We start from the raw sequence: 23,628 nt of genomic DNA on the forward strand, positions 1-23,628 counted from the left end.
CGGATTACGCCAACGTCAAATCACTTTTCGGGATGCAGCTGCAGCACAGGATGGTGCCGTTGTCGCCCAGCGCGCTTTTCTTCAGGGGCGCGACTTCACCGCTCAACAACGTAATGCGGCAGCTGCCGCAAATCCCAGCGCGGCAGGAGTAAGGTACGCGGATGCCTTGCTGTTCCAACTGCTCGAGCAGGATCTGCTGGTTATTGCCGGTAAACACCTTGCCTTCATATTCGATCGTGACACTGTGCGCGCTGTCTTGTGGCGCCTGTACGCTCTCCACCACTTTCCCGGCGCCATAAGGGCGCGGCGGCTTGGTCGACAGCACTTCCACCGTATCGCCCACGCGAATGATGCCGCTGTTGCGCGCGATCATATTCTGGCCAAAATCGATGTCGCCGTTGTCGGCGGAGCGGAATTTTTGCAGCGTGCTGAGCGGTTCGCCGCTCGGGTGCTTGCGGCCACGCTCGGTGCTGACGGTGGTAAGCACGCAGCGGCTGCAGGGTTTCACCAGATCGAACATCACGTCACCGACGCGGATCACCTGCCAGCCGTCTTCGGCCCAGGCGGTGGCGCCGCTCACCACCAGATTGGGGCGGAACTGCTCTAACTTGATGCTGCCGGGGCAGCGCTGTTGCAGATCGTTGAACGAAGCCTGGTTAATCAGCAGATAAGGGTAGCCGTCGGCAAACGTCAGCGGGATTTCAGGGTGTTTCTTGACCCGGCGGGTCAGCTCCGGCCCCAGCCAGCGCAGCTGCACGTCGCGCTGGAAATAGCCGCTCAGCCAGCGGTTGATCTCATCTGGCGCAGTCAGCGCGGTGAAATGGTTGCCCCATACCTCGGTCGGCTGCGGCGCGGCGGCGAAGTCGCTGAAGCGAATGGCGGCGCTTTCACCGTCCGGCGCGGTCAGAAACAGCCCATCCGGCAACAGCGCCGGCGTGAACAACACCATCTGCGGATATTGGCGCGCGGTAATAAAGGTGCCGTCCGGCTCGGTGATCATAAAGTTGCGGTCGAAGGCCAGACCGCTGCTGCCGACCTGGGCGTAAGAAAGCTGCAGGCCGCGCAGTGATTTAACCGGATGGACGTAGAGTTTGGAAAGCGTGATCACCCTTATCTCCGTGCGATGATTAAATAGAAGGGAGCAACTTTATGACAAGCGGTGCGGATTAGCTATAATGCGCAACAATTTTCTTTTTGGTGATAAGTACGATATGAACTCTCTGTTTGCCAGCACGGCGCGTGGATTGGAAGAACTGTTAAAAAGCGAGCTGGAAGCGCTTGGCGCTCACGACTGCAAAGTGGTGCAGGGCGGGGTACATTTTCAGGGTGACGATCGTCTTCTGTACCAAAGCCTGCTGTGGAGCCGCCTGGCTTCGCGCATTCTGTTGCCGCTGAACGAATTCCGCGTGCACAGCGACCTGGATCTGTACCTTGGGGTGCAGGCGATCGACTGGCCGAGCATTTTTGGCGTGGATAAAACTTTTGCCGTGCATTTCAGCGGCGTGAACGAAGAGATCCGCAACAGCCAATATGGCGCGCTGAAGGTGAAAGACGCCATCGTCGACAGCTTCACCCGTAAACTTGACCAACGCCCGACGGTTGCCAAGCAGCAGCCGGATATTCGCGTTAACGTCTTCCTGCAACGCGATATGGCCAGCGTGGCGCTCGATCTGAGCGGCGAAGGCCTGCACCAGCGCGGCTACCGCGATCTCACCGGCCAGGCGCCGCTGAAGGAAAACCTGGCGGCCGCCATCGTGCTGCGCTCCGGCTGGCAGCCGGGCACGCCGATGCTCGATCCGATGTGCGGCTCCGGCACGCTGTTGATCGAAGCGGCGATGATCGCCGCCGATCGCGCGCCGGGTCTTCACCGTCAACACTGGGGATTCAGCGCCTGGAATGGCCACAACGCCGAACTGTGGCGTGAAGTCACCACCGAAGCACAGGTTCGTGCCCGCCGCGGTCTGCAGGAAACCGCCTCTCGCTTCTTCGGTTCCGATATCGATCGCCGGGTGATTGAGATGGCGCGCGGCAACGCCCGCCGCGCCGGCGTCGCCGAACTGATCACCTTCAACGTCGGCGACGTCGCGCGGTTGACCAACCCGCTGCCGGAAGGCCCGCACGGTACCGTGATCAGCAATCCGCCGTATGGCGAGCGTCTGGAAAGCGAACCGGCGCTGATCGCGCTGCACAACATGCTGGGCCGCGTGATGAAAAGCGCCTTCGGCGGTTGGCAGCTGTCGCTGTTCAGCGCCTCGCCGGAGCTGTTGAGCTGCCTGCAGCTGCGCGCCGAGCGCCAGTTTAAGGCGAAGAACGGCCCGCTGGAGTGCGTGCAGAAAAATTATCAGCTGGCGGCAAGCCCGGCCGGTGCCGCTACCGGCGGCGTGCAGGTGGCGGAAGATTTCGCCAACCGTCTGCGCAAGAATTTGAAGAAGCTCGACAAGTGGGCGAAGCAACAAGGCATTGAATGCTACCGCCTGTACGATGCCGATCTGCCAGAATACAACGTCGCGGTGGACCGCTACGGCAGCAAGGTGGTGGTGCAGGAGTATGCGCCGCCGAAAACCGTCGATGCACAGAAAGCGCGTCAGCGCCTGTTCGATGTGATCAACGCGACGCTGGCGGTGCTGGAGCTGCCGTCGAATCAGCTGATCCTGAAAACGCGCGAGCGGCAGAAGGGCAAAAACCAGTACGAGAAACTGGCGCAGAAGGGCGAGTTCCTGCTGGTGGAAGAGTATAACGCCAAGCTGTGGGTCAACCTGACCGACTATCTCGATACCGGCTTGTTCCTCGATCACCGCATCGCGCGCCGTATGCTGGGCGAGATGAGCAATGGCAAGGACTTCCTCAACCTGTTCGCCTATACCGGCACCGCCAGCGTGCATGCCGGGCTGGGCGGCGCGCGCAGCACCACCACGGTGGACATGTCGCGCACTTATCTGGAATGGGCGGAGAAGAACCTGCGCGCCAACGGCCTGACCGGCCGTCAGCATCGATTGATCCAGGCCGACTGCCTGTCGTGGTTGAGCAACGCCAACGAACAGTTCGACGTGATCTTCATCGATCCGCCGACCTTCTCCAACTCCAAGCGGATGGAGAACACCTTTGACGTGCAGCGCGATCACCTGGCGCTGATGAAAGATTTGAAACGGTTGCTGCGCCGCAACGGGACCATCATGTTCTCGAACAACAAGCGCGGTTTCCAAATGGATATGGCAGGGCTGAGTGCGCTGGGCCTGGAGGCGAAAGAGATCACCGCCAAGACGCTGTCGCAGGACTTTGCCCGTAACCGTCAGATCCACAACTGCTGGCTGGTGACTCACGCCGGCGAAGGAAAATAATTACTATGTCGTTAATCAGCATGTCCGGCGCCTGGCTTTCTTTCAGCGATGCGCCACTGTTAGACAACACCGAAATTCATATCGAAGACAACGAGCGCGTGTGTCTGGTCGGGCGCAACGGCGCCGGTAAATCTACGCTGCTGAAGATCCTCGGCAAAGAGATCCCGCTGGACGACGGGCGGGTGATCTACGAACAGGATCTGATCGTGGCGCGCCTGCAACAGGATCCGCCGCGCAATATCGGCGGCAGCGTGTTCGACTTCGTGGCGGAAGGCGTTGCGGAGCAGGCAGAACACCTGAAGGCGTATCATGCGATTTCCCACCTGGTGGAAAGCGATCCGAGCGAGAAAAACCTGGCGCGCATGGCGCAAATCATGGAGATCCTCGATCACCAGGGACTCTGGCAGCTCGACAGCCGCATCAGCGAAGTGCTGCTGCAGCTGGGGTTGAACGGCGACGCAGAACTTTCCTCGCTGTCCGGCGGCTGGCTGCGTAAAGCGGCGCTGGGCCGTGCTCTGGTGAGCTCGCCGCGCGTATTGTTGCTCGACGAACCGACCAACCACCTGGATATCGAAACCATCGACTGGCTGGAAGGTTTCCTGAAAGAGTTCGACGGCAGCATCGTCTTCATCTCGCACGACCGTTCGTTTATCCGCAACATGGCGACGCGCATCGTCGATCTGGATCGCGGTAAGCTGGTTTCCTGGCCGGGCAACTACGATCTGTACCTGCAGAGCAAAGAAGAAGCGCTGCGGGTGGAAGAGCTGCAAAACGCCGAGTTCGATCGCAAGCTGGCGCAGGAAGAGGTCTGGATCCGTCAGGGCATCAAAGCGCGCCGTACCCGTAACGAGGGCCGCGTGCGTGCGCTGAAGGCGCTGCGCGTCGAGCGTTCAGAGCGCCGTGAAGTGATGGGTACCGCCAAGATGCAGGTGGAAGAGGCGACTCGCTCCGGCAAAATCGTATTTGAGCTGGAAGACGTCAATTATCAGGTTGGCGAAAAAGTGCTGGTGCGCGGTTTCTCCGCTCAGGTGCAGCGCGGCGACAAGATTGCGCTGGTGGGGCCGAACGGCTGTGGCAAAACCACGCTGCTGAAACTGATGCTCGGTCAGCTGAAAGCCGACAGCGGCCGCGTGCACTGCGGCACCAAGCTGGAAGTGGCTTATTTCGACCAGCACCGCGCCGATCTCGATCCGGAGCGCACGGTGATGGACAACCTGGCGGAAGGCAAACAGGAAGTAATGGTCAACGGCCGCCCTCGCCACGTCTTGGGCTACCTGCAGGACTTCCTGTTCCACCCGAAGCGTGCGATGACGCCGGTGAAGGCGCTGTCGGGCGGTGAGCGTAACCGCCTGCTGTTGGCTAAGCTGTTTCTGAAACCGAGCAATCTGCTGATCCTCGATGAACCAACCAACGATCTCGACGTCGAAACGCTGGAGCTGCTGGAAGAGCTGATCGACGGCTATCAGGGCACCGTGCTGCTGGTCAGCCACGATCGTCAGTTCGTCGACAACTCGGTGACCGAGTGCTGGATTTTCGAAGGCAATGGCGTGATCAAGGCCTTCGTCGGCGGTTACTACGATGCGCATCATCAGCGCGCGACGGCGAAAACGATTCGTCAGGCGGCGCCGAGCGCGAGCAAACCGGCGGCGGAGAAAAAGGCCGAACAGCCGAAGAAAGCGGCGGCCAAGCTGAGTTACAACCTGCTGCGTGAGCTGGAACAGCTGCCGCAGCGGCTCGAACAGCTGGAAGCGGAAATCGAAGCGCTGCAGGTGCAGATGAGCGATGCCGACTTCTTCACGCGGCCGCACAGCGAAACGCAAGAAGTGCTGACGGCGTTGGCTAACGCCGAGCAGGCGCTCGAGCAGGCCTTCGCCCGCTGGGAAGAGCTGGAAGCGATGAAAAACGGCTGACCGTTGCGATACCGCCCGCGCGCTGCTGCGGGCGGTATCGACGTGCCGGTGAGCAACGTTATTGAGGAGGAATATGGTGTGTTCCCACAACAATCATCAGCAGCATAGTCATTCCGCACCTTCGGCGGCGCAGCAGGATAACCTGATGCTGTGCCCGCAGTGCGACATGTTGGTGGCGCTACCGCCGCTGGCCTATGGCAGCAAAGCGGTATGCCCGCGCTGCAAAACCACGCTCAGCGCCCGCTGGGACGAACCGCGCAAGCGGCCGATCGGTTACGCGCTCAGCGCCTTGTTCATGCTGGTGCTGGCCAACATTTTCCCGTTTATCAACATGCGCGTCGCCGGCCTCGGCAACGAAATCCGGCTGATTCAAATCCCGGAAGTCATGGTGGCGGAAGACTACGCCAGCATGGCCACCTTGTTTATGGTGTTCGTGCAGCTGATCCCGGCATTTTGCATGGTGGCGATCATCCTGTTGTGCGCCAAAGTGCGTTTGCCGCTGGGACTGAAAGAGTGGATGGCCCGGGTGCTGTTCCAGTTCAAAACCTGGTGCATGGTGGAGATTTTCCTCGCCGGGGTGCTGGTCAGCTTCGTCAAGCTGATGGCCTATGGCGATATCGGTATCGGCAGCAGCTTCGTGCCTTACTGTCTGTTCTGCCTGCTGCAGGTGCGCGCTTTCCAATGCGTGGATCGGCGCTGGCTGTGGCAGGACATCGAACCGGCACCGCGTCTCGATCGCCCGCTGACGGTAGGACGCACCGGCATGCGCCAGGGCGTGCGCTCCTGCGCGTGCTGCACGGCGATCCTGCCGGCCGATCAGGTGAGCTGCCCGCGCTGCCACACCAAGGGCTACGTGCGCCGCCGCCACAGCTTGCAGTGGACGCTGGCGCTGCTGGTGACCTCCATCATGCTGTATATTCCGGCCAACCTGATGCCCATCATGGTGACCGAGGCGCTGGGTAACAAAATGAACTCCACCATCATGGCGGGGGTGATCCTGCTGTGGGGGGACGGCTCTTATCCGGTAGCGATGGTGATTTTCATCGCCAGTATCATGGTGCCGTCGCTGAAAATGTTGGCGATCGGCTGGCTGTGCTGGGATGCGAACGGCAGGAAGAAACCGCGCGCCGACAGCGAGCGCATGCACCTGATTTATGAAGTGGTCGAGTTCGTTGGCCGCTGGTCAATGATCGACGTGTTTGTGATCGCCGTGTTGTCGGCGTTGGTGCGAATGGGGCAGTTGATGAGTATTTATCCCGCGACGGGCGCCGTGCTGTTCGCGCTGGTGGTGATCCTCACCATGTTCGCCGCCATGACATTTGATCCCCGGCTGACCTGGGATCGCGCAAGTGAAACAATCAACAAGGAGCCGCAAGGTGACGGAAAATAATCATAGCGTCGCGGACGTCGAGAAGATCAAACGCTGGTCGCCGGTGTGGATCATTCCCATCGTGACCGCGCTGATCGGCGCCTGGATCCTGTTTTACCACTTTAGCCATCAGGGGCCGGTAGTGACGCTGGTGACTACGACGGCGGAAGGGCTGGAAGCGGGTAAAACCAAAATCAAAAGCCGCAGCGTTGACGTCGGCGTGGTGGAAACTGTCACGTTGAGCGATGACCTGAGCAAGGTGATGGTGCAGGCGCGTCTTAATTCCGGCATGGAGAAATTGCTGCGCCAGGATTCCGCCTTCTGGGTGGTGAAGCCGCAGATCGGCCGTGAAGGCGTTTCCGGGTTGGGGACGCTGCTCTCCGGCGCCTATATCGAACTGCAGCCGGGCAACAAGGGCAAAGACGGTAAAGACAACTACCAGCTGCTCGACGCGCCGCCGCTGGCCTCTCCGGATGCCAAAGGGCTGCGTATCGTGCTGGACAGCGAGAAATCAGGCCAGCTTAACGCCGGCGATCCGGTGCTGTTCCGCGGTTATCGCGTCGGGTCGGTGGAAACCAGCTATTTCGATCCTAAGGCGCGCGCCATGCGCTATCAGCTGTTCATCACCGCGCCTTACGATCAGTTGGTCACCACCAACGTGCGCTTCTGGAAAGACAGCGGCGTGGCGTTTGACATGTCGGCGCAGGGCATGCGGGTAGAGATGGGATCATTGACCACGCTGTTCAGCGGCGGCGTCAGCTTCGACGTGCCGGACGGCTGGGATCGCGGCGAACTGGCGAAAGAGAAGGCGGAGTACCAGCTGTTCGACAACCAGCGCAGCACGCAGGATTCGCTGTATACCGTACATAAGGATTACCTGCTGTTCTTCTCCGACTCGGTACGCGGCCTGCAGCCGGGCGCGCCAGTCGAGTTCCGCGGCATCCGTCTGGGTACGGTGGCGCAGGTGCCGTTCTATAAAGACGGCATGGCGCAGCGTCTGGATAACGATTACCGCATTCCGGTGCTGATCCGCATCGAGCCGGATCGCTTCCAGAAACAGCTGGGCGGCAACTTCGATATCGAAGGGCACTTGAAAGACGCCGAGTCCCGCGGCATGCGCGCCTCGATGAAGTCCGCCAACCTGCTGACCGGTTCGCTGTATATCGATCTCGACTTCTATCCGCAGGAGAAACCGTGGAAAGGGCCGCGCGAGCTGTTTGGTTATCCGCTGATGCCAACCACCAGCGGCGGTCTGGCGCAGATCCAGCAGAAACTGATGCAGACGCTGGACAAGATCAACGCGATGCCGATCAATCCGATGATCAACGAGGCGACCAAGACGCTGGCGGAAAGTCAGAAAACCATGAAGTCGACGCAGCAGACCATGAAGTCGTTGAACGACATCATCGCCAGCAAAGAGATGCAGGCGCTGCCGCAGGACATGCAGAAAACGCTGCTGGAGTTGAACCGCAGCATGAAAGGGTTCCAGCCAGGTTCGCCGGCTTACAACAAGATGGTGGGCGACATGCAGCGCCTCGATCAGGTCTTGCGTGAGCTGCAACCGGTGTTGCGCACCCTGAATGAGAAGAGTAACGCGCTGGTGTTTGAAGCCGCCGGCAGTAATGACCCTCAGCCGAAGAAGGCCACGAAATGATGAAATGGATCCCGGTAGCCCTGGCGCTGTTGCTCAGCGCCTGCAGCAGTTCGCCACAGAAGACTTACTATCAGTTGCCGGCGCTGGGCGCGCCGGCCGCGGCCAGCAGCAGCGGCGCCTCCACGCGCCAGCTGTGGCTGGAGCACGTGAGCGTGGCGGATTATCTGGCGCAGAGCGGCGTGGTGTATCAGACCAACGACGTGCAGTATGTGATAGCCCAGAACAACCTGTGGGCCAGCCCGCTCGACCAGCAGCTGCAGCAAACGCTGGTCACCAACCTGAGCAGCGCGCTGCCGGGTTGGGTGGTCTCTTCGCAGCCGATGAGCAGCGATCAGGATGTGCTGAACGTGACCATCAGCGGCTTCCACGGCCGTTTTGACGGCAAGGCGATCATTCGCGGCGAGTGGGTGCTGAACCGCCAGGGGCGCTTGATCAAAAGGCCTTTCAGCCTGGAGCTGAAACAGGGTGAAGACGGCTATGATGCCCTGGTGCGCACTCTGGCGCAGGGGTGGCAGCAGGAAGCCCAGGTTATCGCCGCACAGATGGGCGGCATTTAGTCATAATTTGGTCTAAAATCGTCTAATCCCTGTCGCCGTGGAAATTCGTTTTTTCTCGCTGGCAGGGATTTCTATTTCATTTCAACTGGTTAACTCCTTCCCCGGCAGATCAGCCACTTAGCACTTTCCTCGGGCGTAGCTCACAAATATGACATTGGCGTGAATTTTGCGCATTGATCTTCTCTTCTTTTAGCGCTATTGATTACTCGTGGCTGCGCAAAAAGCAGCCATTGTTTTCTTTCCACCAGACCAAAATGAGGGAAACGAGGCATGAAGAGACAGAAACGCGATCGTCTGGAAAGGGCGCATTCGAGAGGGTATCAGGCAGGTATTTTAGGGCGTTCCAGGGAACATTGTCCCTACCAATCATCGGTGGACGCCCGGTCTCAATGGCTGGGAGGTTGGCGAGAAGCCATGGAAGACAGGGCTGTGACCGCTTAAGCGGCTCCCTGTCAAATAAAAGGAATAACCTCCGCCCTTTGGCGGAGGTTTTTGTTTCAGGCGTTTATTTATCCTGCCAGCGCTTCAGCAAAATACTCGCATTCACGCCGCCAAAGCCGAAGCCGTTTGATAAGGCGTAGGTCATATTCATCGATTCCGCCTGTTTCGCGACCAGATGCAAGCCTGCCGCCGCCGGATCGGGGTTATCCAGATTTAGCGTGGCAGGGGCTATCTGATCGCGCAGAGCCAAGGCGGTAAAGATGGTTTCCAGCCCGCCGGCGGCGCCCAGCAGGTGCCCCGTCGCTGATTTTGTTGAGGTCACGGCGACAGTGCCGGCCGTGCCAAACAGGTGTTTGATGGCGTTGATTTCGCCCAAATCCCCTACGGGTGTCGATGTCGCGTGCGCATTTAAATGCTGTACCTCCTCGGGAACGACGTTCGCCTGCTTCAACGCGATTTTCATCGCCCGATAGGCGCCGTTGCCGTCTTCAGCGCCGGATGTCATGTGGTAGGCGTCGGCGCTGGTGCCATAGCCGACGATTTCCGCGAGCGGGGTGGCGCCGCGCGCCAGCGCGTGTTCCAGCGTTTCAATCACCAGCATGCCGGCGCCTTCCCCCATGACAAATCCGTCCCGGGCGCTGTCGAAGGGCCGAGAGGCCTGTTGCGCCAATTCGGCTGGAGCGGTGGACATGGCGCGCGCGGCGGCGAACCCGCCCAGGCTGACGGTATCTATAGCGGCTTCGGTACCGCCGCACACGGCGATATCGGCTTCATCATTGCGGATCATACGCACTGCGTCGCCAATGGCTTGCACGCCGGCGGCACAGGCGGTGACCGGCGCGCCAATCGGCCCCTTGAAGTGGTGTTTGATTGAAACGTGGCCGGCCGCCAGATTGACCAGGAATGAGGGGATGGTGAACGGCGACAGCCGCTTGGCGCCGCGGCTGTCGGTTGTGCGCACCGCCTGGGCAATCGCCGGGAAACCGCCAATACCCGAGGCAATGACGGTGGCTGTGCGCTCTTGTTTTTCGTCCGTATCGGCTATCCAGCCGGCCTGACGAATGGCTTCATCCGCCGCCGCCATAGCAAACAGGATAAAGCGGTCCATTTTCTTTTGGTCCTTGGGGGCGACGGAGGCATCGGGGTTGAAGCCCGCTTCAGCATCTTGCGCCAGCGCCGGGACTTGTCCTCCGACCTTGACCGGTAAATCTGCAACGATCTCGTCAGGCAACGCTCGAATGCCGGATTCTCCTTTTAACAAACGTTGCCAGATGGCTTCAACACCGCACCCTAGCGGTGAAACGGCGCCCATGCCGGTAATGACGATACGACAATTGCTCATGATGGCTCCTTGGTAAATTCGGGTAAATCGGCGAGGCGCCGCTGCCGCATCAGTTCGGCGCGTTGATATATGCCATCGCTTGCCGCCGGCCCTGGCGCCAGCGTAATGAACTGCGGCGGCACCGGCTGTTGGGTATCACGATTGACCAACTGGACTTGGATCGGCCGATTGTTGCGTCCGTCGACCAACAGGGCGCTGACGTCCCCGTCGGTCAGATGATTGTTGCCCCATTGTGAGAGCGCCGCCAACACCGGGAGAAAATCGTTGCCGCGCTCAGTAAGCAGGTAGTGATAGCGCACCGGCCGCGTTTGATAACGTTCTTTATACAGAATGCCGTGGGCCACCAAATCCTTCAGGCGACGTGCCAGTAGCGTGGGTGACATCCCCAGACTTTGTTGGAATTCGTCGAATTTGGACAACCCCTGAAAGGCATCACGCAGGATCAGAATGCTCCACCATTCCCCGACGCGATCTAATGAACGCGCGACGGGGCAAGGTGCATCGCTAAAGCGGGTTTTTTGCATACCTTTCTCACTAAGTACAATAATTGTAGTTACTATGCTAGTCATGTTAGAGGATCTTGAGGGGCAAGAGAATAACCGGATGCAAAAAAAGCGCTATTGCACTGATGCGGGGAGTGAGGGAGGCCGTCTTTCAGGCTGCCTATTGCTTTGGCCGCTTCGGGTAAGAATAGGGTAGAGACCTATGGCGGTGAAGGGTGATGAAATAAGGTACACCCAGCATCAATGCCAACGTGATGAGATATTCCATAACGCCGACGGCGGCTAAAAGAAGATGCGGATGGTCTTTGAAAGCCGGGAAGGATAAGAGAAAGAAATGCCATCACGTTTCGACGTGATGGCATGCGAAGAACGTTAGAGAGAAGGCAGTGGCCGCCTTCTCGTCAGCGTGATTAGAACGCGGTGGTATCTTTGAACAGGCCCACTTTCAGATCGGTGGCGGTATAGATCACTTCACCGTCAACCAGCACTTCGCCATCGGCGACGCCCATGATCAGTTTGCGGGTAATGACGCGTTTGAAGTTAATACGATAGGTTACCTTCTTCGCGGTTGGCAGCACCTGGCCGGTGAACTTGACTTCACCGACGCCCAGCGCGCGGCCTTTGCCTTCGCCACCCAGCCAACCGAGGTAGAAACCGACCAGCTGCCACATCGCATCCAGGCCCAGGCAGCCAGGCATGACCGGATCGCCGATAAAGTGGCAACCGAAGAACCATAGGTCAGGATTAATATCCAGTTCCGCTTCCACATAACCTTTGTTGTGAGTCCCGCCGTCTTCGGTCATTTTGACCACGCGGTCCATCATCAACATGTTACCCGCCGGCAACGGTGGGCCACCGGCGCCGAACAGCTCGCCACGGCCGGATGCTTCGAGGTCTTCTTTCGTATAGGAATCGCGTTTATCTACCATGTTCTCAGTAAGCCTTATTTTAATGAAGGACGCAGGTTAGCTAACACGTGTACGCTGAACAAGTCCGATCAGCCGTGGTTGAACCAGTTGAGCCAGCGTAGCGGCCACGGACGGCGGCGTTCCTGCAGGCTCACCTGCGCAATCCGTTCCTGAATGGCCGCCAACAAATTCGGCTGTTGTTCGTCAGAGTAGAGGCAACCTGTGAGTAAAGGCAAGGCTTCCGCCGCGCTCTCTACCGCCCACAGATGGAATTGCCCTTCGCGTACCGCGTCGACGATATCCTGGCGCAAGCACAGGTGGCGCACGTTGGTTGCGGGCAAGACGACACCCTGTTTGCCCGTCAGGCCGCGGCGTAAACAAACCTCGAAGAAACCTTCGATCTTTTCGTTAACGCCACCTATCGGCTGTACGTTGCCAAATTGGTCGACGGAGCCGGTGACGGCGATCTGTTGGGTGATCGGTTGCTGTGACAGGGCGCTGATCAATGCGCACAGCTCAGCCAGCGAGGCGCTGTCACCGTCCACTTCACCATAAGATTGCTCAAAGACGATGGAAGCGGAGAAGGGCAGTTGCTGATCAAGATCCAGTTCGGCGATCAGGAACGCCTGCATGATCATCATGCCTTTAGCATGCAGGTTGCCGCCCAGTTCGGCTTTGCGCTCGACGTCGGTGAACTCGCCGTCGCCGAGATGCACAACGCAACTGATGCGCGACGGTTCACCAAAGCTGCGTGGATGGCCCGGATAATCCAGGACTGACAGACCGTTGATCTGCCCGACCACTTCGCCCTCGGTCTCAATCAGGATCTGACCCAGCTCGATCTCATCCTGCATACGCTCGGCCAGATAGCTTTCACGCCATTCGCGGGCATTCAATGCCGCTTCAAGCGCTTTGGCCGTAATGCGGTCTTCTTCGGCGTACAGTGCAGCTTCGGACAACTGCTGCCCAAGCCAAACCGGCGAGAGTGGCAGGATGCCCTGATCGCCACTATAACGCACCGCCTGAACGATCAGCGGCGGCCAGGCGTCGGCCGCCAACATCGGTAACTGCCGCTCGGCGATCACGCCGTTGACGTAGCCGCACCACTGCGCCATATCATCAACTTCAGTCAGTTGCAGATCGTCTTCATATTCGCCATAGACCGCTTGTTCACTCAGTTCTGGCTCGATATCGTGGAAATCGGCCAGGCCGTGGCGGTCGCCGACCACAATCAGCCGCAGATCCAGCGGCATCGGCGGAATAGCAACCGGCAGCGGGCGGGTTTCGTCAGGCGAAACCCAATGGAACTGACGCTGGCCGATCATTTGCTTCAACCGCAGCCATAGCAACGGCTGGGCCAGCAGCGCCCGGGCTGACAGGATCAGAATACCGCCGTTGGCCTGGTGCACCAGGCCGGGCTGCAGAGTGATGTCGCCATTGTGGATCCGCACGCAACCAAACAGCTGCTCCGGTTCAATCCACTCTTGGTACAGGCAAGCACCGCCGGCAGCGAAAGGTTCATCGCCATGGCTGGCAGGCTCTACGCTGACCTTGCCATCCTGAATGACATAGTGGCTGCCGCGGCATGCCGTGTTTTGCGGCAGCAGCGGTTTGACGGCGTTAGCGATCAGTTCCAGGTATTCTCGCGTTTCTTGCGCTTTCAACAGCATGAATCGCGGTGGCGATTGGGGGTGACAAAATAGCGTCAGGGCATTTTCCAGCCGAGGCTGAATGGCGGAAAAGGGCACGGGTGCCAACTGAGCGGCGGTATCAAATATCGCCTGATAAGGCGTTACGTCCGGCAATAAAGATTGCCATTCAAGTCGGTTATTGGTCAAAGTGTTAGATGCAATCGTTAAAAAGGGAAAGGGCGATTATACAAGAATAACGGCAGCTTGATACATGCGGAGTGCCAGTTGGCATCAGGGAGTTTGACATCGCGCGATGACTGTGCAAAAAACAGTCTAAAAGACGGCTTAATTGCCGGGGAAATTCGGCGCAAAGCTGTTATGCTTATTTGAAGTTACGCGGTCACTGAAGAGCTCAAGATGAAATATCAGCAACTGGAAAATCTAGAGAGCGGTTGGAAATGGAAGTACCTGGTGAAGAAGCACCGGGAAGGGGAGCTTATTACCCGCTACATTGAAAACAGCGCTGCTCAGGAAGCGGTTAACGAGCTGCTGAAGCTGGAAAATGAGCCGGTAAAGGTACTTGCATGGATTGCCGCTCATATGAATCCGGAACTGGATAACCGGATGAAGCAAACAATCCGCGCCCGCCGCAAACGTCATTTTAACGCAGAACATCAGCATACGCGTAAAAAATCTATCGATCTGGAGTTTTTGGTTTGGCAACGATTAGCTGCCCTGGCGCGCCGCCGTGGCGTTACGCTTTCGGAAACCGTCGTGCAACTTATCGAAGACGCTGAACGCAAAGAAAAGTATGCAAACCAGATGTCATCGTTGAAAGAAGACTTGAAGGCGATTCTTGGCAAAGATCCCAAGTAAGTGCGTGAGAGCGCCTTTGTGGCGTTTGGCCTTGAAGGGTTGTGGCAACAACAATAGGACGAAAAAAAACCCCGCTAGGCGGGGTTTTTTATTAGGCGAGTAAACTTAGCCCTGAGGCTGAGTTACAACGTCTTTGATACCTTTAACTTCGATCTCTACGCGACGATCTGGTGCCAGGCAAGCGATCTGAGCTTTGGTAGCGCGGCCAGATTTATAGCCACAGGTGTTGCCAGTAACTGCATCTGCTTCACCCATACCACGTGCAGAGATTTTGTCTGACGGGATGCCTTTGGAGACCAGGTAGTCAACAACGCTTTGTGCGCGCTGTTCGGACAGTTTCTGGTTGTACTGGTCAGAACCAACAGCGTCGGTGTAACCCAGAACAACTACAGAACCGTCTTTAGGATCCATGGAGCTCAGCTGGGTGTACAGCTGATCCAGAGCCTGCTGGCCTTCTGCTTTCAGAGTAGACTTGTTGAAGTTGAACAGCACGTCAGACTTCAGAGTGAAACGCTTGGTTTCAACAACTGGAGCCGGAGCTGGAGCTGGTGCTGGAGCAACTACGTCATCCTGACCGAAGCGGTAAGAAACACCCAGGCTCAGCATGGTGTTGTCTGGACGTGCGCCAACGGTACCTGCGTCACCGATGTTGCTTACGAACTGGTAATCCAGGCGAGTAGCCCAGTTTTTGGTCAGTGCGTATTCAACACCAACAGCAGCCAGCGGAGAAACGCCGGTGTCGTGGTCGCTCAGGCGCTGGCCAGTACGGCCGTAGTTAGCTTTGGAGTCTGCACGCCATACCATACCACCCAGACGAGTGTAGATGTCCAGATCGTCAGCAATTGGGTAGCTCAGTTTAGCGGCCAGTTGAACGCCCTGCGCTTTGAAAGCACCGTTGTTCACGCTGCCTTTGTAAGGCATGCGGCCGAGCCAGTCATAGCCCAGCTCGAAGCCCAGGTATTGGTTTGCCTGGTAGCCCAGGAACGCGCCGGCACCCAGCTGATCTTTGTGGGTTGGGCCGTTGCCGATACCGTTCTGGTAACCGTTACCGTAGAAACCAGTGTCGTGGTACTGGGACCAGCCCAGTTTAGCACCGGTGTACCAGGTGTTATCTTTTGGAGCGGCTTGCGCTACGGTAGCGAAACCTGCCAGTGCCACTGCTAATGCGATAGCTGTCTTTTTCATTTTGCGCCTCGTTATCATCCAAATAGGCAATGAGCTTTAAAGCTGTTTAAGCCCTTGGTTAAATTCCTTCGCCAAGGTTTAAGCCCTCGTTTGTTACTCGCCAGTTTTTCTGACGTTATAGAGCAACCTTGGCGATGTAAAGTCTACAACGTGGCGCGAAAGTTACAAGTGTGATGTGATAAGGCTCTAAAAAAAAACGCGGAATCGTACATATTTGCTAACATTCTTTGCCTAAAAAAACGGCGATTCATCGAGCGTTTTTGCTTGCCAAACCGCAGCCGGACTAGCTTTGTGCCTTCCCACGCAAAGGTTCCGCTTAGGGGGTGCGAAAATGATGGGAAAAATCCTAAATTTACTTAATGATACAAAGAAGAGTGAATTTTTAGGGTGGAACAGTGTCCGTGAGTCGGGTTAATGTCACGTTGAGGCCGCATGATAAACCCATAGGCATTACCCAATTCTGCCGCACGTCTTAATTTTAGACGATCCTCCTCCGTTAGCTCAGGCAACCAGCCGAGAACCACGCTGTAATTTCCCGTTTGCAGCGCTTTTTCCATTGCCTCGACCGTATTCACCGGGCTGATCTGGCTCAATTGCATCATCTTATCTACAGGCAGGCCGGATTGCTGCAGCCATTGTTTGCTTAATTTTTGCTGCGGCGTCAGCCACAGAAGCCAGCGAGACTGTTTGCTCAGTTGTTGCAGCAGGGGCAACAGCAATTGGGCCACTGCGGGCTGGCGCTCGTTGTAAACAAGTTCACTGATCAAGCCATTTTCTTTGCCGACATCCGTGATCTTCGCAACATTGCGCGCTGTATAAGAGCCATGGCCGAAATGAGGTTGGTAGAGTGATTGAGTACGCATAAAGTTCCCGCCCGTCGCATTACTGTATGTTTATACAGTATCCCTGATTTAGGATAAGATCAACCCAAATTTTCGTAGCGGCTCGCATAATTGCGATCATTTTTTGTACCGATGATTTTTGTGATTGGCAGGCGGGCGGATAGTGCGTATTTTTCTAATTAGTTGTTCACGTTACTTTTTTCATTGATGAGAGAAATAATACGGCCAGAACCTAAAAAGGAGGAACGCTATGAAAAGGATGTCGACGAGAAGAATCGCGCAGGCTAAAAATTGCTTTGCGGCGCTGGGAGCCATCACAACACGGTCACAGTTTGGTGGCTACGGCCTGCTGGCCGAGGGGGTAATGTTTGCGGTGATAGCGGACGGCGAGCTGTACTTGCGGGCTACGGCGAGCATGGAACCGGCCTTTCGTGCCAGAGGGATGGTCAATATGGTCTACTCCAAGCGTGGAGCGCCCATCACTTTGCGTTATTACTGGGTTGACGAGTCGCTGTGGCGGGAACGCAACGAGCTGGTGGGGCTGGCCTGGCAGGCTGTCAGGGAGGCGCGCCGGGAGCAGCGGCTTAAGGCTGGCGATCACGGCCGACTGAAGGCATTGCCGAATATTGACGTTAATATGGAACGTCTGCTGTGGCGAGCGGGCATTCGCAACGCTTATGACCTGCGGCTGCATGGCGCCAAACGCAGCTATCTCCGTTTATTGAAACAGCAGACTAATTTGGGGCTACGAGTGCTGCTGTCGCTGGGCGGGGCGATAGCCGGTTATCATCAGGCGGCGTTGCCGGCCGAATTACGCAGCGAGCTAGTGCGTTGGTTCGATCATACGATGGCGATGCGCCGCCATGGGCATGAGCCGGTTATTCAGGGCCCATCGAACGGGCCCTGAATAGTTAGGCTGCCTTATTGATTTGGGCATGCAGCGCGGTGAGCTCTGGCAGCAGCTCGAGCACCAATCCCACCTGCTGCAAGACCAATTGTTCTTTGCTTTCAGGTTCCGGAACGGCTTTGCTGATGCGCTCCGCCAGCTGTTCCAACGCCTGCGCAATGCGCTGGCTGTTCCGTTCTTCCTGATGCAAGGCGCCGTCCACGTAACACACGGCGTCATTGAGCAGATCGAGCGTGGCCGGGGTGTTCAGCCGCTCGCGGTGCGCCCCCAATGCGGAGATATAGCTCAGGAGCGTGTGGTTCAGACAGAGCAAGCGGAAGGCGGCTTCCTGCAGCGCTTTGTCGGCTTTGGGATCGGCGGACATGTTGGAGATGACCGAAGCCAGTTCGGCATCGCTGTTGTGGGCATCACGTCGCGCGATGCGGTAAGCGAGGCCGTTATCCTTACCCTGGTGGTATTGCACCAGAATGGCGTCCAGATAACGGCAGTTGGCATTCAGCGTTTTATCCACCACCGCCGGCAGTTGGCGGAACTTCCAGTCCGGCCAGATAAAGCTGACTGCCGCCCAGGCGATGGCACAGCCCAGCAAGGTATCGTAAACGCGCGGGGCTGCCACTTCGAATCCTTCGCCCAACAGGTTAAAACACAACAGCACCAGCAGCGTGATGAACATCGTCGCGTGGGCATATTGTACGGTGCGGAAAGCGAAGAACAGAACGCCGGTGATGACGATCAACACCAGTTGCCCTTCCAATGACGGCACGAAATAGAGGATTGGCAGGCCGATCAGGATACCGGCCAGGGTACCGATGATGCGTAGCGCCAGGCGTCGGCGGGTAGCGTTGTAGTTCGGTTGACAGACGAACAGGCTGGTCAACAGGATCCAGTAACCGTGCTGCATACCCGTGAACTGGATGAAGGCGTAACCCACGCACAGTACCACCGACATGCGGATCGCATGGCGGAACAGGGCCGACTGCGGCGTCAAATGGCGGCTGATGCGCAACCGAATATCGCTCCAGCCGGTTAAGCGGTCGTCGGCCAGGCTGTTCTCTTCCGCTTGCCCGCTGGCCAGCGTCTGCTCTGATTCGATATTGGCCAGCTGCGCATCGATCGCATGCAGGTTTTTCAACAGATGCGCCAGCGCCTTGGTCTGCTCGTTATTGCCCTGGGTTTCGGCGATGCGTGCCAACGCCTCCTGAATGCGGCTGAAAGCCGGTTCAAAGCGCGGGTTGTGCTGGTACTTTTGCCGCAGCAGGATCGATTGTGCCAATTGGCGGCAGGCGCGTGCCTGCATGCTCAGCAGACGCTGGAAGCGGAACAAAATGTCGCTGTGACGAAATTGCCGGCTGAGCGCGTGGTACTGAACGTGGGAAGAGCTGGCACGCTCGTGGATATCCTGCGCGACAAAATAGTAGTGCAAGGTGCGGCGGGTGCCGCGCTGGCCACGATCGCCTTTCAGGCGCGTCAGCAGCGAGGCTTTGGTTTGGTTAAGCAACGAGACCAAGGCGCTGTTGGCCATTGCGACTTCCATCCATGGCAGGTCGGCGTCGCGTTCGGCGTCGGGATCGAACAGATTGGCTTTGGCATCCAGATAGTTGGCCAGTTGATCGTAACAGCGCGCCAGGTTCTCTTGCAGCGGCCGGATCGGGAACAGCAGGTGGCCTGCCAACGTCAGCAGGTTGTACCACAGCGCGCCGATCACCAGCAGCAGCGGTTGCTGATACCAGGCATCGTACATCGAGGTGCCGAGCATGGTGTAAACCGCGATCAGCAGCGCGCCGAAGGCGATGGTTGCATAACGCTGCCCCAAGGCACCGAGCAGGATAAAACCGCAGGTCGACGTGGTTAAGCCAAGGGCGAACAACCAGGGATAAGGGAACAGCAGCTCGATCGAGGCGGAGGCAACAAAGAAGCACACCAGCGTGATAAGCAGGTTGCGTAACCTGCCGGCCAGGCGGTCATCCAAATCGGTCAGGGCGGCTGCCACCACGCCCAGCGTTAACGGGATAGTCAGCTTGGGAATGCCGAGCCACCAGGGAACGGCGGTGGTGCCGATCAGCGCAATGAGGATGCGCAAGTGATACAGCAGGTTGCTGTTGTAAGTATAACGACGAACTGCGGGTGCAAAAGAGAGCACGAAAAACTCCTCAAACGGAGAAAAAATTAACGCTGTTGATAGTGGCGGCGAGCATTCTCAATACGGGCTTGCTGAGCCATTTCTACCGAGACGACGCGGCGTCCCACCGGCCACAGCGCGATGGCGGCTATTTTGAAATTGGCGATGCCGACTGGAATGCCGATGATTGAAACGCATTGCACGATACCGGCGGCAATGTGTGACAGACACAGCCACCAGCCGAACAGCACCAGCCAGATAATGTTGAGCAGCGAGCCGCCGGCGGAGAGCAGCGCATTGCTTTTTTCCGGATACAGTTCATCGACGTGCATCGCTTCGTTGCCGAACGGCACCAGCGACAGCTTGGTGATTTCCCAACAGGAGCGGGTAAGCGGCAGTGTGATGACAAGCAGCACGCTGAACACCGTAGCAATAAGCCAGCCTAGCGTGGTGAAGAAACCGCCCAACACAAAATTAAGAATATTCAGTACAGTACGCATAGACGTCATTCTGCTCTAATGATAGCCAAACCGCGATGCGGGCGTATTCACGATAAAAACGCAAAATCTATTCTACCCTTTTTTTAGCGCTAGAGTGCCACTGCTTATCGCAGGTAAACTGGCAGATATCCGTTATTTAATCTCAACATAGTCATGGCGCGACGATATGGAACTTAAAGCGACATCGCTGGGGAAACACCTGGCTCAGCACCCTTATAACCGTGTGCGGTTGCTGCACGCCGGCGTTGAGGTGAGCGGGGAAAAACATGAATACCTGATCCCCTTCAATCAACTGATTCAGGTCAGGTGCAAGCGCGGCATCGTCTGGGGCGAGCTGGAATTTGAATTGCCGGACGAAAAAGTGGTGCGGCTGCACGGCACCGAATGGCAGGAAACGCAACGTTTTTATCACTATCTGCAGCAAGCGTGGCAGCAGTGGAGCGCCGAAATGAGTGAGGTCAGTGCCGGCGTGTTGCAACAGCAGGTGGCACAGATTCAGCGCATAGAGCAGCAAGATAAATGGTTCAAAAAGTCTGAGCTGGGCAAGCTGCAACAGCAAATCCGTGAGGCTTTCTCCGCGTTGCCGATGCCGGTGACGCGTCTGGAGGAATTCGATAACTGCCGGGCCGATTACCAACTGTGTCTGCAATGGCTGCAGCAGGGGCTACACAGCGTCGAACAACGCAACCGGCAGTGGACCGATCGCATGCTGGAGCAACATCACGACTTCTTCCAGACCGTCGAAAGCTCACCGCTCAATGACTCCCAGAGCCGCGCGGTGGTCAACGGCGAGGATTCCGTTCTGGTATTGGCGGGGGCCGGCAGCGGCAAAACGTCGGTGCTGGTGGCGCGCGCCGGCTGGCTGCTGCGCCGTCAGGAAGCGCAGCCGGGCCAAATCTTGCTGTTGGCTTTCGGCCGCCAGGCCGCTGGCGAGATGAACGACCGCATCAAAGAACGTTTGGGTGATGTCGGCATTCAGGCCAAGACCTTCCATGCCTTGGCGCTGCAAATCATTCAACAAGGCAGCCGCAAGGCCCCGGCCATCAGCCGGTTGGAAACCGATGCCAAAGCGCGCAAAGAGCTGCTGATTACCCATTGGCGCCAACAGTGCGCGGAGAAGAAAGCGCAGGCCAAGGGGTGGCGTCAATGGTTGACCGAAGAGCTGGAATGGGAAGTGCCGGAAGGCGACTTCTGGCAGGATAAGCGCCTGGCGGATCGCCTGGCAAGCCGGTTGGAACGCTGGTTGGGGCTGATGCGCATGCACGGCGGCAGCCAGTCGGAAATGATTGAGCAGGCGGATGAAGACATCCGCGATCTGTTCTCAAAACGTATCCGGCTGATGGCGCCGCTGCTGAAAGCCTGGAAAAGCGCCTTGAAAGAGGAAGGGGCGGTGGACTTCTCCGGCCTTATCCATCAGGCGGTCAACATTCTCGACAAGGGGCGCTTCGTCAGCCCGTGGAAACATATTCTGGTCGACGAGTTTCAGGATATCTCACCGCAGCGTGCGCTGTTGCTGGCGGCATTGCGCCGACAGAACAAGCAGACCTGCCTGTTTGCGGTGGGGGATGACTGGCAGGCGATTTATCGCTTTAGCGGCGCAGAATTGACGTTAACCACGGCCTTCGCCACGAACTTCGGCGAAGGCGCGCAGTGCGCGCTGGATACCACCTATCGCTTCAATGAACGTATCGGCGAGGTGGCCAACCGGTTCGTGCAGCAAAACCCGCACCAGCTGAAAAAACCGCTCAACAGCTTGAGCAAGGGCAATAAAAAGTCGGTGGCGATCCTGCCGCACGAGCAGCTGGAGCCCTTGCTGGATAAACTGAGCGGCTACGCCAAGCCGGATGAGCGCATCCTGGTGCTGGCGCGTTACCATCATCTGAAACCGGAAGCGCTGGCGAAGGCGGGCACCCGCTGGCCCAAGCTGGATCTGGAGTTTATGACCATCCACGCCAGCAAAGGGCAGCAGGCGGAATACGTCATCATTGCCGGTTTACATGAGGGGCGTGACGGCTTCCCCGCCGTGGCGCGCGAGTCGGTGTTGGAAGAGGTGCTACTGCCGCAGCCGGAGGATTTCCCGGATGCCGAAGAGCGCCGTCTATTGTATGTCGCGTTGACGCGCGCCAAACATCAGGTATGGCTGTTGCAGGATCGTGAACGCCCTTCGGTGTTCGTCGAACACCTGCAGGATCTTGGCGTACCGGTGCAGAAAAAACCGTAGGCATCAGGCCTGGCGCCAGCCAGGCCGTGAGGATTATTTCAGGCGGTCTTGCAGGTAGCGCTGATAGTCGGGGATGGCGATCTCCACCTCGTTTTTGAACAGCGGAGAGTCGATCAGAAAATCGGCGGTCGAGCGGTTGGTGGCCACCGGAATATTCCATACTGTCGCCAGCCGCAGTAGCGCCTTCACGTCCGGATCGTGCGGCACCGCGTTCAGCGGGTCCCAGAAGAAGATCAGCATGTCTATCTTGCCTTCCGCAATCAGTGCGCCAACCTGCTGATCGCCGCCCATCGGGCCACTCAGCATGCTGGTGACGGGAATGCCGCTGGCGCGCTGGATCAGATTACCGGTGGTGCCGGTGGCGTACAGCTGGTGCTGCGCCAGAATAGTCTTGTGGCTTTCTACCCACTCCAATAGGGCCTGTTTGCGGTGATCGTGCGCCACCAGCGCAATGTGTTTGCGCGCGGCGATAGTGCGGGTAGTCAATTCCATCTCGGTGTCCTTCGCTCATCGGGGGATGTGCGACAGATTACTGAAACTGTTTTTCACTGCCTAGCGTTTGCGCCTGAAAATGCGAAGAAAAGGCGCCTTTACGGGGAAAGACGCCGGAAGGGATCAGCGAATCGGTTGTTTATTGGCCCAGCGTAGAAAACGTTTCTGTGTTTCCTTGTCGGCCTGTTGGAACCAGTATTGCAACATCTGTTCCGACACGTTTTCACCTTTCAACGTTACCGTCGGGGCGTTCAGCGGCGCGCCGGCCAACGCGAGGGCTGAGGGATTGCCTGCGTTCGCCTGAACAAAGGCCGGAACGGAGGCCGGGCGGTTCTGGCGGTTGTAATCGGTCATCACCTTTTCCAAATCGGTATTGAAGGTGACGCTGTCGGGATGCAGCGCATCATGTCGGAACGGCAGGGCGTTGCCGTCTTTATCGACCACCAGATAATTCAACGTTCTGTCAAAGCGTTGCGCATCACGATCGTTCTCGATGCGCGGCAGTTCGATCGCCACTTGGCTAATCTTTTGCGTATTGAAGGTGGCAACCAGCGGCAGGGACGTATAGGCCTGTGTATGCTGGCCGGAACGTACGGTTTTGGTCACTTTAAACAGCAGCTGGTGCTGCCCGCCGTCCAGTTCAAGGCTGTCGGCGCCTTTTAACAACGAACCTGTCATTTTCTTGCCGTCGACCACCAGCAGGTCGATGTCCGGGGAGAGTTTCAGGGTCGTAGCCGCGGCAGGCATACTGATGCTGAGCAACGCCGCAACCACCAGACCAAATTTCATCATTATCTCCTTATAAAGTGACGTAGCTCTAAGTGTTGAACACG

General features: G+C 57.6%; 20 protein-coding genes. 9 read left to right on the forward strand and 11 right to left on the reverse strand.

The features are described 5' to 3' along the window. Positions 1–4 precede the first annotated feature (4 nt). A complete protein-coding gene (locus ACSJLU_RS08665; protein WP_016928298.1) occupies positions 5–1,108 on the reverse strand; it encodes a YcbX family protein in 1,104 nt (367 codons plus the stop codon). A gap of 103 nt (positions 1,109–1,211) precedes the next feature. Here ACSJLU_RS08665 and rlmKL point away from each other — a divergent pair, with 103 nt between their 5' ends. The 6 genes from rlmKL (at position 1,212) to rmf (ending at position 9,269) form a co-directional block, all read left to right on the forward strand. Beyond that, a complete protein-coding gene (rlmKL, locus tag ACSJLU_RS08670; protein WP_025302302.1) occupies positions 1,212–3,338 on the forward strand; it encodes a bifunctional 23S rRNA (guanine(2069)-N(7))-methyltransferase RlmK/23S rRNA (guanine(2445)-N(2))-methyltransferase RlmL in 2,127 nt (708 codons plus the stop codon). Between the two features lie 5 nt (positions 3,339–3,343). Further along, complete coding sequence (locus tag ACSJLU_RS08675) at positions 3,344–5,248, forward strand: ABC transporter ATP-binding protein (RefSeq protein WP_380825527.1); 1,905 nt, start codon at positions 3,344–3,346, stop codon at positions 5,246–5,248. 73 nt (positions 5,249–5,321) lie between these two features. Then, complete coding sequence (pqiA, locus tag ACSJLU_RS08680; protein ID WP_071826107.1) at positions 5,322–6,638, forward strand: membrane integrity-associated transporter subunit PqiA; 1,317 nt, start codon at positions 5,322–5,324, stop codon at positions 6,636–6,638. Continuing rightward, entirely contained in the window at positions 6,625–8,271 is a 1,647-nt protein-coding gene (gene pqiB, locus ACSJLU_RS08685) for an intermembrane transport protein PqiB (protein WP_025302305.1), read from the forward strand. Before pqiA ends, pqiB begins: the two co-directional genes overlap by 14 nt. Then, positions 8,268–8,828, forward strand: coding sequence for a membrane integrity-associated transporter subunit PqiC (pqiC, locus tag ACSJLU_RS08690; protein ID WP_049208045.1), 561 nt, complete (start codon positions 8,268–8,270; stop codon positions 8,826–8,828). Before pqiB ends, pqiC begins: the two co-directional genes overlap by 4 nt. Positions 8,829–9,098: 270 nt before the next feature. Then, positions 9,099–9,269 (forward strand): ribosome modulation factor, encoded by a 171-nt coding sequence (gene rmf / locus ACSJLU_RS08695; protein WP_004928150.1) that lies wholly within the window; start codon positions 9,099–9,101, stop codon positions 9,267–9,269. 64 nt (positions 9,270–9,333) lie between these two features. Here the strand turns inward: rmf and fabF are convergent, their stop codons facing one another. The 4 genes from fabF to ACSJLU_RS08715 form a co-directional block, all read right to left on the reverse strand. Further along, positions 9,334–10,611, reverse strand: a complete 1,278-nt coding sequence (fabF, locus tag ACSJLU_RS08700; protein WP_043137608.1) for a beta-ketoacyl-ACP synthase II — start codon at positions 10,609–10,611, stop codon at positions 9,334–9,336. Then, the gene (locus tag ACSJLU_RS08705) at positions 10,608–11,135 is read right to left on the reverse strand and encodes a winged helix-turn-helix transcriptional regulator (protein ID WP_099817386.1); all 528 of its coding nucleotides are present in this window, start codon (positions 11,133–11,135) and stop codon (positions 10,608–10,610) included. The genes fabF and ACSJLU_RS08705 overlap by 4 nt, the downstream gene beginning before the upstream one ends. Positions 11,136–11,524: 389 nt before the next feature. Then, the gene (gene fabA, locus ACSJLU_RS08710; protein ID WP_004928144.1) at positions 11,525–12,043 is read right to left on the reverse strand and encodes a bifunctional 3-hydroxydecanoyl-ACP dehydratase/trans-2-decenoyl-ACP isomerase; all 519 of its coding nucleotides are present in this window, start codon (positions 12,041–12,043) and stop codon (positions 11,525–11,527) included. Positions 12,044–12,111: 68 nt separating this feature from the next. Next, positions 12,112–13,860 carry an AAA family ATPase gene (locus tag ACSJLU_RS08715; RefSeq protein ID WP_380825521.1) on the reverse strand — a complete coding sequence of 583 codons (1,749 nt, stop codon included), beginning with the start codon at positions 13,858–13,860 and terminating at the stop codon, positions 12,112–12,114. Positions 13,861–14,070: 210 nt separating this feature from the next. On the opposite strand from ACSJLU_RS08715, the gene matP reads away from it, so the two are divergent. Then, the gene (matP, locus tag ACSJLU_RS08720; RefSeq protein ID WP_004928138.1) at positions 14,071–14,529 is read left to right on the forward strand and encodes a macrodomain Ter protein MatP; all 459 of its coding nucleotides are present in this window, start codon (positions 14,071–14,073) and stop codon (positions 14,527–14,529) included. Between the two features lie 105 nt (positions 14,530–14,634). On the opposite strand, the gene ompA is transcribed toward matP, so the two are convergent. Both ompA and sulA read right to left on the reverse strand, forming a co-directional pair. After that, complete coding sequence (ompA, locus tag ACSJLU_RS08725; RefSeq protein WP_015377358.1) at positions 14,635–15,714, reverse strand: porin OmpA; 1,080 nt, start codon at positions 15,712–15,714, stop codon at positions 14,635–14,637. A 356-nt stretch (positions 15,715–16,070) separates the two neighbouring features. Further along, the gene (gene sulA, locus ACSJLU_RS08730) at positions 16,071–16,577 is read right to left on the reverse strand and encodes an SOS-induced cell division inhibitor SulA (protein ID WP_342096606.1); all 507 of its coding nucleotides are present in this window, start codon (positions 16,575–16,577) and stop codon (positions 16,071–16,073) included. 229 nt (positions 16,578–16,806) lie between these two features. Between sulA and ACSJLU_RS08735 the strand changes: the two genes are divergently transcribed. After that, a complete protein-coding gene (locus ACSJLU_RS08735) occupies positions 16,807–17,463 on the forward strand; it encodes a TfoX/Sxy family DNA transformation protein (protein WP_025302311.1) in 657 nt (218 codons plus the stop codon). 4 nt (positions 17,464–17,467) lie between these two features. On the opposite strand, the gene yccS is transcribed toward ACSJLU_RS08735, so the two are convergent. Then, positions 17,468–19,603: a YccS family putative transporter gene (gene yccS, locus ACSJLU_RS08740; RefSeq protein WP_043137600.1), complete on the reverse strand. Its 2,136-nt coding sequence runs from the start codon at positions 19,601–19,603 to the stop codon at positions 17,468–17,470. Between the two features lie 26 nt (positions 19,604–19,629). Next, a complete protein-coding gene (locus ACSJLU_RS08745) occupies positions 19,630–20,082 on the reverse strand; it encodes a YccF domain-containing protein (RefSeq protein WP_049204263.1) in 453 nt (150 codons plus the stop codon). A 166-nt stretch (positions 20,083–20,248) separates the two neighbouring features. Between ACSJLU_RS08745 and helD the strand changes: the two genes are divergently transcribed. Further along, positions 20,249–22,303 (forward strand): DNA helicase IV, encoded by a 2,055-nt coding sequence (gene helD / locus ACSJLU_RS08750; protein ID WP_099817385.1) that lies wholly within the window; start codon positions 20,249–20,251, stop codon positions 22,301–22,303. 33 nt (positions 22,304–22,336) lie between these two features. Here the strand turns inward: helD and ACSJLU_RS08755 are convergent, their stop codons facing one another. Both ACSJLU_RS08755 and ACSJLU_RS08760 read right to left on the reverse strand, forming a co-directional pair. Further along, complete coding sequence (locus tag ACSJLU_RS08755) at positions 22,337–22,795, reverse strand: methylglyoxal synthase (RefSeq protein WP_016928284.1); 459 nt, start codon at positions 22,793–22,795, stop codon at positions 22,337–22,339. A gap of 123 nt (positions 22,796–22,918) precedes the next feature. Next, positions 22,919–23,584 carry a DUF2057 family protein gene (locus ACSJLU_RS08760; RefSeq protein ID WP_025302315.1) on the reverse strand — a complete coding sequence of 222 codons (666 nt, stop codon included), beginning with the start codon at positions 23,582–23,584 and terminating at the stop codon, positions 22,919–22,921. Positions 23,585–23,628 lie beyond the last annotated feature (44 nt).

It is taken from the genome of Serratia bockelmannii (genome assembly GCF_051803255.1).
GTDB classification, from domain to species: Bacteria; Pseudomonadota; Gammaproteobacteria; order Enterobacterales; family Enterobacteriaceae; genus Serratia; species Serratia bockelmannii.